At 45.2% G+C, this 12,058-nt stretch carries 13 protein-coding genes; 12 read left to right on the top strand and 1 reads right to left on the bottom strand.

What is annotated here, in order from left to right; translation table 11 throughout:
- The first annotated feature begins 24 nt into the window (after positions 1–24).
- The 6 genes from RXX31_RS05725 (at position 25) to RXX31_RS05700 (ending at position 5,887) form a co-directional block, all read left to right on the top strand.
- Entirely contained in the window at positions 25–459 is a 435-nt protein-coding gene (locus tag RXX31_RS05725; protein WP_317588133.1) for a PepSY domain-containing protein, read from the top strand.
- An 11-nt stretch (positions 460–470) separates the two neighbouring features.
- Positions 471–1,130, top strand: coding sequence for a response regulator transcription factor (locus tag RXX31_RS05720; protein ID WP_317588132.1), 660 nt, complete (start codon positions 471–473; stop codon positions 1,128–1,130).
- Entirely contained in the window at positions 1,120–2,469 is a 1,350-nt protein-coding gene (locus tag RXX31_RS05715; protein ID WP_317588131.1) for an ATP-binding protein, read from the top strand. Before RXX31_RS05720 ends, RXX31_RS05715 begins: the two co-directional genes overlap by 11 nt.
- A gap of 283 nt (positions 2,470–2,752) precedes the next feature.
- On the top strand, positions 2,753–3,031 hold the full coding sequence (rplY, locus tag RXX31_RS05710; protein ID WP_098415395.1) for a 50S ribosomal protein L25: 279 nt from the start codon (positions 2,753–2,755) through the stop codon (positions 3,029–3,031).
- A 503-nt stretch (positions 3,032–3,534) separates the two neighbouring features.
- Positions 3,535–5,238: a bifunctional UDP-sugar hydrolase/5'-nucleotidase UshA gene (gene ushA, locus RXX31_RS05705; RefSeq protein WP_317588130.1), complete on the top strand. Its 1,704-nt coding sequence runs from the start codon at positions 3,535–3,537 to the stop codon at positions 5,236–5,238.
- A 421-nt stretch (positions 5,239–5,659) separates the two neighbouring features.
- On the top strand, positions 5,660–5,887 hold the full coding sequence (locus tag RXX31_RS05700; protein WP_317588129.1) for a hypothetical protein: 228 nt from the start codon (positions 5,660–5,662) through the stop codon (positions 5,885–5,887).
- Between the two features lie 122 nt (positions 5,888–6,009).
- Here RXX31_RS05700 and RXX31_RS05695 read toward each other — a convergent pair whose 3' ends face one another.
- On the bottom strand, positions 6,010–6,258 hold the full coding sequence (locus RXX31_RS05695) for a DUF1289 domain-containing protein (protein ID WP_317588128.1): 249 nt from the start codon (positions 6,256–6,258) through the stop codon (positions 6,010–6,012).
- Between the two features lie 178 nt (positions 6,259–6,436).
- On the opposite strand from RXX31_RS05695, the gene RXX31_RS05690 reads away from it, so the two are divergent.
- The 6 genes from RXX31_RS05690 to RXX31_RS05665 all read left to right on the top strand — a co-directional run bounded on the left by RXX31_RS05690 (position 6,437) and on the right by RXX31_RS05665 (position 11,938).
- On the top strand, positions 6,437–6,883 hold the full coding sequence (locus RXX31_RS05690; RefSeq protein WP_317588127.1) for an META domain-containing protein: 447 nt from the start codon (positions 6,437–6,439) through the stop codon (positions 6,881–6,883).
- Positions 6,884–7,244: 361 nt separating this feature from the next.
- The gene (locus tag RXX31_RS05685) at positions 7,245–8,390 is read left to right on the top strand and encodes an ABC transporter substrate-binding protein (protein WP_317588126.1); all 1,146 of its coding nucleotides are present in this window, start codon (positions 7,245–7,247) and stop codon (positions 8,388–8,390) included.
- 9 nt (positions 8,391–8,399) lie between these two features.
- Positions 8,400–10,109 carry a thiamine ABC transporter permease gene (locus tag RXX31_RS05680; protein ID WP_317588125.1) on the top strand — a complete coding sequence of 570 codons (1,710 nt, stop codon included), beginning with the start codon at positions 8,400–8,402 and terminating at the stop codon, positions 10,107–10,109.
- Positions 10,075–10,722 carry an ATP-binding cassette domain-containing protein gene (locus tag RXX31_RS05675; RefSeq protein ID WP_317588124.1) on the top strand — a complete coding sequence of 216 codons (648 nt, stop codon included), beginning with the start codon at positions 10,075–10,077 and terminating at the stop codon, positions 10,720–10,722. The genes RXX31_RS05680 and RXX31_RS05675 overlap by 35 nt, the downstream gene beginning before the upstream one ends.
- Positions 10,715–11,326, top strand: coding sequence for a CDP-alcohol phosphatidyltransferase family protein (locus RXX31_RS05670; protein ID WP_317588123.1), 612 nt, complete (start codon positions 10,715–10,717; stop codon positions 11,324–11,326). The genes RXX31_RS05675 and RXX31_RS05670 overlap by 8 nt, the downstream gene beginning before the upstream one ends.
- 135 nt (positions 11,327–11,461) lie before the next feature.
- A complete protein-coding gene (locus RXX31_RS05665; RefSeq protein ID WP_317588122.1) occupies positions 11,462–11,938 on the top strand; it encodes a glycine zipper 2TM domain-containing protein in 477 nt (158 codons plus the stop codon).
- Positions 11,939–12,058 lie beyond the last annotated feature (120 nt).

The following is a 12,058-nucleotide window of genomic DNA, read 5'->3' as shown; positions in this document are numbered from 1 at the left end:
CAATTCTTCTGAAAAGGTTTTATTATGAACAAATCAACGAATTCTCAGCGTGTTGCGATGTTTTTAAGTTTGCTTCCGATGGTAATTTCGGCACCTACGTTCGCACAACAAAAGGATCTGTTGGCATCACAAGATGGCCATGCGATTGTGCAGGATGTCATAAAACCTGGCACCGAGATTGAATTTGATGAAGACCAGGATGAGGTCTACCGCGCGGTGCAAAACGGTGATATTCGACCATTCTCCGAACTCTACGCAACGGTCGAAAAAGACTTATATGGTCGTATTATTAAAGTCGAACTCGAAGAAGATAATCATGCGTGGGTTTACGAATTAAAAATCCTCTTTGACAGCAACGTCCTAAAAGTTGAGTACGATGCAGCAACATTAGAAATGCTTGAAGTGAAAGGTCGTAACTTCAATAAAGCGCTGAAACCACAGCAACAAATAAATGAATAAAAGAAGCCACTATGAAAATACTTGTTGTCGAAGATGATCCTCGCATTGGTGAGCAAATTATCGAGACGTTGGAAAACACTGGCTGGGTACCTGAACTCTCTCAAGATGGGATTGACGCGCTATATCGTGCGACAACAGAAGAGTGGGATGCCATCGTTTTAGATCTCGGCCTGCCTAAGATGGATGGCTTATCAGTATTGAAAGGCATCCGAGATGAAAACATTAACACACCTGTCGTTATTCTTAGTGCCCGAGACGCACTGACTGAACGTGTAGAAGGCCTTAATGCCGGTGCCGATGATTATCTCACCAAGCCCTTTGAGATGGTTGAGTTAATCGCCCGTATTCGTGCCCAGCTTCGCCGAGCCTCAGGCAATGCTTCCCCTGTCATGCAAGTTGGCGACCTAAGCCTGGATACCCGAACATCTAAAGTGATGTGGAAAGGCGAGCCTGTGAGCTTAACAGCCCTTGAATATAAAGTGGTTGCCTACTTTGTGCATAATCCAGACAAAGTGATTTCAAGAACAGAGCTGGTCGAACACATTTACAAACAAGACTTTGACCGAGACTCAAACACCATTGAGGTCTTTATTGGCCGTATCCGTAAGAAAATTGCACCTAAAATCATCAAAACCGTCCGAGGCTTAGGGTACCAATTGAATGCCAAATAAATATCGACTGCCGCTATATCCGTTAAAACGGCTTAGTATCAAGAGCCGACTGGTGTTGGCGGCCGTTGTTTGGTTAACCGCAATGATTCTTGCTGCTGGTGTCACCATCCCAACTCAGGTTTATAACTACATGGTGGACGACACTCGCTCCCAGCTGAGCGTTTTTATGGACGAGATCGCCGCGCAGTTAGAAATCGACAAAACTGGTCACTTATCTCTCGCGGCACAACTTTCTGACCCGCGATTTAGCAGACCTTATAGTGGTTTGTACTGGAGCGCTTCGACCAAAACTCACCTCGAACGTTCTCGCTCCTTATGGGACAAAAGAATTGAATATAAAGAGCTCGATCAAAATGCATACGGTGCGCGCGATGAGAAGCTGATTACGTTGGAAAAGGTACTGTATTTGCCGGATTATAACGGCCCCATTCATGTGGTTGTCGGCATTGATGAAGCCCCCATCAAAAATACACTTCAGACCTTAATCGGACAATTGTGGCTAATTTTAGGCTTGTTATTTGCTGGTGTGCTTACCGTTATTTTGGTGCAGATAGCATGGTCTTTAAGCCCTCTGACTAAATTACAGAAAGAGCTCGCCGAGCTTAAGTCAGGAAACAAAACCAGCCTGGAAGAAACCTACCCTAAAGAGATTTCGCCCTTAATCGACGATCTTAACGCGCTACTGTTTCACTATCAGGAGCTTCTAGAACGAGCACGAAACCACGCTGGGAACTTATCTCATGCGCTCAAGACACCGCTATCTGTGCTGAAAAACGAAGTCCGTACTCTGGCTCCAACCGTCCAGTCCCGGTTGGATGAACCTCTGAATCAAATTCAATCACACATTGATTACCACTTAGGGCGAGCAAGAATGGCGGGTTCGATGAATATCCTCTCCGTCAAAGCCAATCCAGCACAGCGAGTCGATGCCATTGCGATGGCCTTTGATAAAGTTTACGCCCAACGTGACATCACTTTGGTCAATGAGCTCGACTCTGAATTAAACGTTGCAGTAGAAAAAAGTGATCTTGACGAGATGTTAGGCAACCTACTTGAGAACAGCTACAAGTGGGCAAACCGTATGATCCGTGTCTACTCCACGCAAGATAAAGACAATATCCGTCTGATCATCGAGGACGACGGCCCAGGAATCCCTAAAGCGCAATTAAATCAGGTTATTCAAAGAGGGTTTCGCCTGGACGAAGAAACCCCAGGGTCGGGATTGGGGTTAAATATAGTGAGTGAAATGGCACATAGCTATCGTGGAAAGCTGGCGCTCGAAGGGAGTAAAATGGGTGGCCTGAAAGCGACACTTATCTTGCAGAGAAGTCGCACATAAACGTATTAATAGCCAGCTTATTTCGCACGGAGTAAACTCGGCAAAACGGTGAAAATAAAAGCAAGCGGCACGTTTTTTGAGCGACATAGTTACAGCGCCCCTCTCAGAGCGCTTTTATTCACTTGTTTTTGTTGATTTAGATACAATTTGGGTTGCTGAACTTCGAGTGGAATGATAGTATCCGCGCTCGCTTGAACAGTTCCTGTTTCAAGCCTTACCACAAACAACAAGGTCGCATTGTTGATTGTGAAAAATTTATTTTACTAATTTGAGAGTAAATACTATGAAATTCGAAGCAGTAGTACGTACTGAACTAGGTAAAGGTGCGAGCCGCCGCCTACGTCACGCTGGCAAATTCCCTGCAGTTGTATACGGCGGTGAAGAAGCAGCAGTAGCTATCGTTCTTAACCACGACGACGTTGTTAACCAAATGGACAAGCCTGAGTTCTACGAAGGTCTAGTTCTAGTTATCGATGGCAAAGAAGTTAAAGTTAAGCCACAAGACGTTCAACGTCACGCGTTCAAGCCAAAAGTTGAACACATGGACTTCATCCGTATCTAATTCCCTACCAAGGAATTACTCGGATTAAATCCAAACCTTTTGCATAAAAAGATAATCGGACTTACCAACCGAGACATCTAAAAAATTTCAAAACCCCGGAGACTTACCACCTCCGGGGTTTTACTATTTTAGGCCCATGCTCAGCCTCTTAATAATCAACCGCTACCTTGCCCCGCATAAATCGTACTAACTGTCTGTTTCTTGATTGAGAAAGTTAAAGAAAAATACAAAATTTCACGCTTACCTGTTCTACATCTCAAAATATGCACTTAATCCCACACAAATAAAGTGCACTTCTATTAACCTCCTCACAAAAACAACCTAAATAAAACACAAATTTAACCCTAAAAACCGTTCCTGTTTATTTGTAGACGACGCTTGCAGGCTGACTAACTCACTGATTTGATACAAGTATAAATAAGACCCTGATCACTAAACTTTCACATTAATTCCGTATATTGCACGCCGTAACAATAACAAAATCACAAACAAAGGTTCCCCTTATGCAATTCTCCAAATCTCTCTTAGTACTCTCAGTCGGCGCGGTTTTAGCAGGATGTGGTTCAGACAGCGACAGTATTTCCATCACTTGTGAAACCGCTGATTCCTGTACAAAATTCACCGTTCTGCATACGAATGACAACCATGGTCGTTTTTGGCATAACGATGATGGCGAATACGGCATGGCTGCACGCCACACTTTAATCCAAACTATTCGTGCAGAAGTGGAAGCAAACGGTGGTGAATCCATTCTCCTGTCTGGTGGTGATATTAACACCGGTGTACCAGAGTCAGACATGCAAAATGCGAAGCCCGATTTTATCGGCATGAACCTTATCGGCTATGACGCAATGGCAGTCGGTAACCACGAATTTGATAACGCACTCGATATCCTGGACATGCAGACTGAGCTGGCAGACTTCCCTATGCTGGCAGCCAACATCTATAAGAAAGATACTGATGGCAATGTGACTGATGAGCGTTACTTTGCACCTTACAAAGTGTTCACGATCAACGGCCTAAATGTGGCGGTTGTTGGTCTTACGACAAAAGATACGGCAAAGCTGGTTAACCCAGACAACGTGGCGGACATCCACTTCGCAGATCCTCAAGACGAAATTAAGAAAGTTCTTCAAGAAATAGAAGACAACGAAAATGTTGATCTTGTTTTCGCCACGACCCACATGGGCCACTATCACGATGGCAACCATGGCAGTGAAGCACCTGGCGATGTACTGCTGGCTCGCTCTCTTGAAGAAGGTCAGTTAGATGCGATCATCGGTGGTCACTCGCAAAACCCTGTTTGTATGGAACCAGGCACCAACGAGTATGCGGATTTCAATCCGGGCGATGACTGTACGCCAGACCAACAGAATGGCACTTACATCATGCAAGCGCATGAGTGGGGTAAATATGTAGGTCGCGCTGATTTTGAATACTTCGACGGCAAACTGCACCTCGCCAACTACGCATTGATTCCAGTAAACCTACTCGATGAAAACGACGAAGTGATTGGTGAATATTTCCAACCAGACGCGACTGTCCAAGAAACGCTGCGTACCTACCAAGAGCAAGGACAAGAGCTACTTGATGTTGTTGTCTCTAGCACCGACGGAAAACTGGAAGGCGACCGCAGCGTTGTACGCTCTCAGCAAACTAACTTAGGTCACCTTCTGGGCGAAGCGTACCGCACATACAACCTGGTGAATGCCGACTTTGGCGTAATGAACTCTGGTGGTGTGCGTGACTCGATTCAGGCGGGTGATATTACTTACCGCGACGTCCTGACTGTACAACCATTTGGTAACTTCGTTACTAAAGCGACAATGACAGGTCAAGAAGTACAAGATTACTTAGATGTTGTTGCGACAAAATCTGCAGGCTCTGGGGCTTACGCGCAGCTGGATAACATTACACTGGATGTCGATTGTGACGCAGGTTCTGTATCAGTCACTGACATTAATGGTAAAGGTTTTGACTTGGACGCAACTTATACCTTCTCAGTAATCAGCTTTAGTGCCGCTGGTGGTGACGACTACCCAGTTATTGAGGTTGAATCGACCCAAATGACCGATGCTGCTGTATTACGAGAGTTCTTTGTTAATAACCCGCAAATTTCAGCGGATAACTATGAAAAGAACTTGGACAACATCCAATACTTCAGCAACAGCCAAAGCGTAACAGGTTGCCCAGCAACAAGTGGCTAATCTCTTGATTTTATAATAAACCATAGATAAATGAAGGGTATTTTCGTACCTCCGTTTCTTGCTCAAATAACCGGAGCCTCCCAGCTCCGGTTATTTTCTTTTCCATAAATTGCTGATAATTCTCCACCTTCACAAACTGTTCAAAAAATGTTCATTTGTATTGTTGACGCCCCTGTGTTGGGCTTCTATGTTTGATAAGGTCTTTCGAATATATAGGCTCGTTAATTAACTTTTCCGGACAAATTTACCGGGAGTGAGAGCGAGTGTAAGAAAGATGCGAATGGCGTTGCAAACACTGCTCTCAAACAATTTGTCTTTGGACTTCAAACTAAGGTGACTCGCCTCAACGCGTACACCAATGAGCAGCGATTCTGGACGCCAATGTGTGTCAAATGCTGCCATCGAGTTCTGGAGGTCAAAAATGAAACGAGCCAGCAATAGCTACCGACTTCAAATGATTAAAGAAGTGGTCACCCGTAGAGAGCGAGAAGCCTGTACGGATCCTATGGCTAAATACATTCATAGAATGATGGATGAAAATCCGACAAGTAAATTAGATGTTGAGCTCAACCATCGATTTGCAGGTAATCACTTCGACGAACAAGCAGGAGGTTGGGTTAGCGATACTTGGTCCATGAAAATGAAATAGCGCCAGACTGCGGTGAAGACTGGATAGGATCTTCCCGGCTCACAAGATGTTAACGCGGGCCGGGAATAAACGCTTTAAAACCAAGCTTTCAAAGCGGTTCTTGTTAAAACAAATAGAGCTTTTTAAAACAAATCTTGTTGCGGTGACACGTCTTCTGCAGGCTGCTCAGCCTTACCTTTACCGGCTAACATCTTTCTTCTGTACCGCTGACGACATAGCTTAATCACATAAAGCTGCTGGGCAGGTGTGTACTTCTGCCAATTAAATCGTTCATCTCTATTGCGCATACACCCTTTGCAGTAACCTTTTTCATCAGCACTACAAATACCGACACAAGGGCTGGGGACGGTAAAAAACTCCAATTGCTCCATGCTAAAACCGTTCTTTCGTTGTGAATATCAAAAACGACTCAAATACGACAATACATTGCTGTTACCCGCAGGTAAACTGCGTTATGTCAGAGTCATACGAAACTATTACCGTATGCTGACAAAAAACAGTGTTTTATTAACTACACTTCTTCTCGTTTTTTATAACGGAGTCTATTAAATGAAGCTTAGTCTAAAAACGTTAGTTGCTGCAATTTCCCTTCCTGTTCTGATGACGGCATGTGCAAGCAACGGTGATAATGTGAAAGAAATAACGGCTCAAGACTTACAGCACCACAATTGGGAGCTGGTTCAGATCGATGGTAAAGACATCGAACTTACCGAACGTCAAAAAGCACCTCGCCTGGAAATTGGTGAAAACCTAACAGCTAACGGCATTGCTGGCTGTAATAACTTCTTCGGCCAGGCTGAACTAAAAGACAACCAACTGCGCATCGAAAAAATGGGCATGACCATGAAGATGTGTGTTGGCGATATCATGAATGTCGAACAAGCGATGTCAGCAACACTCTCCGATTGGAGTGACATCACACTAACGAAAGATGGTCTGGTTCTTAAAAACTCTGAACACGAATTGACATTTACACTGCGTGACTGGATGAACTAATCCAATACAGCAAGTAAAGTGATATGAAGAAGGCAGCCTACGTCGGGCTGCTTTTTTGCTTTCAACCACTTAAAAAGAGCTTGTTTCATTCTTTAGCCTCAATCTATATTCCGCATTAATACATTCATTTGAAAGAATTTATCCCTTCGCTCGGTCTCTCTTATTCTTGAAAGGTACTGACCTTCTATTTTCTCTAATTGACATCACATTGATGGTAATTCTATAACTCAATGCGTTAACCCCGCGGGTATTCACGTTGATAATAATAATAGATAGCTTACTATCCATGTAAGAGATTGAATTTTATAAGCCTTATCGAACTCGTCGAAGTCAGAATAAATTAACCAAAAGCGGATAATGTATGAAGAAGCTACTGAGCACCATCGGCATTTTAGCCACAACTTTCGCTACCAGTGCGTTTGCTGAAGATTGGCAAACCATCGAAAAACAAGCTAATGGACAATCCGTCTACTTTCATGCCTGGGGAGGCAGCCAAGAGATCAACCGCTATATCCAATGGGCAGGAAAAGAACTGAAGTCGCGCTATAACGTGACGCTCAATCATGTCAAAGTCACCGATATTTCTGAAACCACGACTCGATTGATCGCTGAAAAAGCGGCTGGAAAAAACACTGGCGGCAGCGTCGATATGGTTTGGATCAACGGTGAAAACTTCAAATCGATGAAAGACAACCAGCTTCTGTTTGGTCCGTTTGTTGATACATTGCCAAACTGGCAATACGTAGACAAAACGTTACCTGTCGAGGTGGACTTCTCTGAGCCAACCGACGGACTAGAAGCACCGTGGGGTGTGGGTCAGTTAGTCTTCATCCACGATACGGAAAAGTTGAATAACCCTCCTCACTCTTTTGCAGAGATGCTCAGTTATGCCAAAGCATTTCCTAATCGTCTGACCTACCCACGTCCACCCGAATTCCACGGTACGAGCTTCCTCAAAGCAATGCTGATCGAACTGACTGATAATGATCCAGCATTACAACAGCCAGTCAGCGCCGAGTCATTTGAACAAATCACGCAGCCGTTATGGCAATACTTAGATAAGTTCCACAAGGTAGCCTGGCGAGGTGGTAATCAGTTCCCTGCTGGCACGGCAGAAACGCTGCAGTTACTTGACGATGGTCAGATTGATTTAGCCATTACGTTCAACCCAAATGCCGTTTTTTCTGCACAAGCGAGCGGCACTCTTGCTGAGACAACGAAAGCTTTTGCCATGGACGCTGGTGCGCTATCCAATATCCACTTTCTGGCCATCCCATGGAATGCAAATGCCAGTGCTGGTGCGCAAGTTGCGATAAACTTTTTACTAAGCCCGGAGGCACAGTCTCGTAAAGGCGACATTAATATCTGGGGTGATCCTTCCGTGCTAAGTAGTGAGTATTTGACAGGGTCAGCGAAGAATACTCAACAATTTAAATCGATCAGTGAACCACACCCAAGCTGGCAAAACGCGCTAGAACAAGCGTGGTTAAAACGTTACGGAAGTTAGTACAGACAAATGTTAAGAGCGCTGTATTTAGTTATTATCGCGGTTTGTATTTTCCCCACCATCCCTGGCTTACTTGGGGTGGTGGTTTCTGCGCTCGGCTACATACCTCCTATCGGACTGACCCAGTTCTCGTTAAGTGGCTTTGATGCCGTATTTGCTTGGCAAGGAGTATGGACCTCTATCGGACTCACGCTCTACTCTGCTATTTTAAGCAGTTATTTGGCGTGCTTGATCGCGTTTGCCATTTTACAATCGGCCTGGAATAGTCAGTTTTGGCGAAAAGTAGAGGTTTTCCTTTCGCCTTTATTAGCCATGCCCCACGTTGCTTTTGCTATCGGCTTTGCCTTTCTGTTCGCTCCGACAGGCATGGGGGTCCGTGTTGCTACTCAATTTTTTGGCTTTGACCCAAACGCCCAAACAGTGAATGATTTAGCGTTGCTGATTAAAGATCCGCATGCGCTTGGCTTAATCATTATGCTGGCGCTAAAAGAGACCCCTTTCCTGCTGCTGATGAGCATTCCTATTTTGCAACAACTGAACGTAGATAAGATTGAAAAAGTTAGCCACTCTATGGGGTACAGTACCGCACAAACCTGGTGGAAATGCATTTTCCCACAATGGTTAGCAAAACTAAGATTCCCCATGCTGGCGGTGATTGCTTATAGCTTATCGGTTGTCGATATTGCTCTGATCATCGGCCCAACCAATCCTCCGACTTTTGCTGTGTTGGTTTGGCAATGGTTTAATGACCCAGATTTGGCGCTTTTGCCAAGAGCAGCTTCTGGGGCCGTGATTTTATTTGCCATTGCCACTGGGTTAATTGGCTTCACACGACTTGTTGAGTGGGTCATTACCAAAGGCGTTAAACGTTGGCAATACTCCGGCCGATCAGGACTCAGTTTGCCTGGAAAAACGCTGTTCTCCCTGATCACATTACTTACGTTTGTTATCGTCCCCTTAATGGTGCTTTGGAGTTTTGCGCAGCGCTGGCAGTTTCCGGATCTCTTACCCAGTCGTTACACCCTTCGCTTTTGGCAATATGAATGGGATAGTATTTTAGGCACGATAGAACAAAGCATCATCATCGCGGTGATTAGTGCTTCCATTGCTTTAATTTTGGCGTTAATTGCCCACGAGTATAGGCTTCGACATCGCTGGCAGGTACCGGACTACGTTATCGCCATCCCGATGCTAATTCCACAATTGTCCGTGCTTTTTGGCATACAGGTCGCTACCTTGTACTTTAACAGCAACGCTTACTTTTTCTGGGTTTGCTGGGCACACGTCTTCTTTGCGTTTCCGTTTGTCTACTTATCGCTGGACGGTCCCTGGCGTAGCTTCAATAACGGCTTAACTCGTGTTGCCCTTAGCTTGGGCAAAACACCGCTACAAACCTGGCTTAAAATAAAACTTCCAATCCTGCTGCCTGCCATTGTTTTTGCCTGGGCTGTAGGTATCAGCGTCAGCTTAGCTCAATATCTGCCGACATTGGTTCTAGGCGCGGGCCGAATCAGTACCATCACAACAGAAGCGGTAGCGCTTTCCAGCGGTTTCGACCGGAGGGTCACGGCAATTTACGCGATTTGCCAGGCGTTGCTGCCATTAATGTTCTTCTCTTTTGCTATTTTGCTTAACCGTTTAAACGGTAAATATCACCGACTTTCAATGAAAGGTTTACTTAACCATGAGTCTTTGTCTCGAAAACCTCGCCATCCGTAAAAACAATGGTGACTCGCTTTTCTCCGGATTTAATATCACCGTAGAGAAAGGCGAAATTGTGACCCTGATGGGACCAAGCGGCTGCGGTAAATCTACTCTGCTAGATGCCATCGCCGGACATCTCTCCAATGAGTTCTATTATTCAGGCTCGATGAAACTCAATGATGAAACGCTTGATTCGCTTCCTGCGCACAAGCGCAAAGTAGGAATCCTGTTTCAGGACGATATGTTGTTCCCTCACTTAACAATATGGGAAAATCTAGCCTTCGCACTACCCAATTCTATCAAAGGTAACGCAAGAAAAGAGCGCGCGATGCAAGCCTTGAAGAATATCTCTTTGCTCAAAATTGCCAACTCTTTCCCTGATCAGGTTTCGGGTGGGCAACGAGCCCGTATTGCACTAACACGTATGTTGCTTGCACAACCTAAAGCAGCGCTTTTAGATGAGCCTTTTAGCAAGCTCGATAAAGACCTAAGAGTTCAATTTCGCCACTGGGTAGTGGAGCAACTTCAGCAAGCTAATATACCGACAATAATGGTCACTCACGGCGAAGACGACATTCCCGAAGGAAGTCGCTGTATCAACTGGCCATGGGAGACTGAGAATGCTTGATCGTTTCAGTATCAAAATCATTAGGTGGCCACTGACTCAGAGTGCGCGATTGGTTGATAAATTTGGCGTCACCGCAAATCAAACCACCCTGTTTGGTTTTGCCCTTGGTTGTTGCGCCCTACCCGCTTTAATCACTGAGCACTATTATTTAGCTCTGGCTTTAATTGTGCTCAATCGCTTCTGTGATGGGCTCGATGGTGCACTAGCGAGAATTCAGGGGATTACCGACGCTGGTGGCTTTCTCGATATCAGCTTAGATTTTCTGTTTTATTCGCTGATTCCTTTCGGCTTTGTGCTCGCCAATCCCGAACAAAATGCCATTGCTGGTGCCTTTTTAATTTTCTCGTTTGTCGGGACAGGCAGTAGCTTCCTAGCCTTTGCGATTCTGGCCAGTAAACAGGGTATCGATAATCCGGTTTATAAACACAAATCGCTTTACTATATGAGTGGCTTAACGGAAGGCACGGAAACCATTGGTGCGTTTATCGCGTTTTGTCTTTTTCCTCAGCATTTTGCCTTGATTGCCTATTTATTTGGTGCAGCCTGCTGGTTTACGACCTTCACCCGTATCTATTCCGGTTTCCATACACTTAAAGGGCATTAACACGGTTTGGCAATGCCCGTTGTGTTGAAAATTTTTGAGACAAAGTGCCGTTAAGTGGCTGTTTTATAAAATATCTAAGCACAGTCTAAAATGGGGGTATATACTCTTTGGGTACAGAAACCATTTGGAGGTTATATGAAAAAATACGTCAAGCTAGGCATGCTGATCACAATTTCCGTCGTCGCGCTGGGAGGCTGTACTTCTCCTAACCCGTACGGTGATGCATATGGCTCGGCAGACACGCGTAAAGTTCAGCAGGTTTACTACGGAACGGTGGAAAAAGTTGAACCAGTGACCATTGATGCCTCTACACAATCCAACGCCATCGGGACAATCGCTGGCGCAGCCATCGGTGGTATATTAGGTTCAAAAGTCGGTGGCGGTTCGGGCTCTGACATCGCAGCCATTGGTGGTGGTCTGTTAGGTGGTTATGCGGGTAGTAAAACCGCCGAAGCAACCGCGAAACGAAACGGTGTCAACCTAACCATTCGCATGGAGGATGGAAAAATCATCTCTATCGTTCAAGAAGCGAACCCAAATATGATGTTCCAGCCAGGCCAGGCGGTGCAAATTAACATGTATGGCAGTGAAGCTCGGGTCGTACCTCGCTAACCTGCGTACATTTAATCGGCGGCCATGGCTCCGGAATTCTGATTAGAATTGATAATCCGCGCAAGCATACGCAAGCAACTCGTATGCTTGCGCGTTTGTTTTGAAACCAAATTTGATCGA

Source organism: Vibrio sp. EA2 (assembly GCF_033042495.1).
Taxonomy (GTDB): Bacteria; Pseudomonadota; Gammaproteobacteria; order Enterobacterales; family Vibrionaceae; genus Vibrio.
The sequence above is the reverse complement of the archived record's forward strand: the minus strand, read 5'-3'. Positions and strand labels throughout refer to the sequence as shown.

Bases quoted from the DNA above. Each gene is read 5' to 3' on its own strand.
- RXX31_RS05665 (WP_317588122.1), top strand. From the start codon at position 11,462: ATGAAAAAATACGTCAAGCTAGGCATGCTGATCACAATTTCCGTCGTC.
- RXX31_RS05680 (WP_317588125.1), top strand. From the start codon at position 8,400: ATGTTAAGAGCGCTGTATTTAGTTATTATCGCGGTTTGTATTTTCCCC.
- rplY (WP_098415395.1), top strand. From the start codon at position 2,753: ATGAAATTCGAAGCAGTAGTACGTACTGAACTAGGTAAAGGTGCGAGC.
- RXX31_RS05695 (WP_317588128.1), bottom strand. From the start codon at position 6,258: ATGGAGCAATTGGAGTTTTTTACCGTCCCCAGCCCTTGTGTCGGTATT.
- RXX31_RS05685 (WP_317588126.1), top strand. From the start codon at position 7,245: ATGAAGAAGCTACTGAGCACCATCGGCATTTTAGCCACAACTTTCGCT.
- ushA (WP_317588130.1), top strand. From the start codon at position 3,535: ATGCAATTCTCCAAATCTCTCTTAGTACTCTCAGTCGGCGCGGTTTTA.
- RXX31_RS05690 (WP_317588127.1), top strand. From the start codon at position 6,437: ATGAAGCTTAGTCTAAAAACGTTAGTTGCTGCAATTTCCCTTCCTGTT.
- RXX31_RS05725 (WP_317588133.1), top strand. From the start codon at position 25: ATGAACAAATCAACGAATTCTCAGCGTGTTGCGATGTTTTTAAGTTTG.
- RXX31_RS05715 (WP_317588131.1), top strand. From the start codon at position 1,120: ATGCCAAATAAATATCGACTGCCGCTATATCCGTTAAAACGGCTTAGT.
- RXX31_RS05720 (WP_317588132.1), top strand. From the start codon at position 471: ATGAAAATACTTGTTGTCGAAGATGATCCTCGCATTGGTGAGCAAATT.
- RXX31_RS05675 (WP_317588124.1), top strand. From the start codon at position 10,075: ATGAGTCTTTGTCTCGAAAACCTCGCCATCCGTAAAAACAATGGTGAC.
- RXX31_RS05670 (WP_317588123.1), top strand. From the start codon at position 10,715: ATGCTTGATCGTTTCAGTATCAAAATCATTAGGTGGCCACTGACTCAG.
- RXX31_RS05700 (WP_317588129.1), top strand. From the start codon at position 5,660: ATGAAACGAGCCAGCAATAGCTACCGACTTCAAATGATTAAAGAAGTG.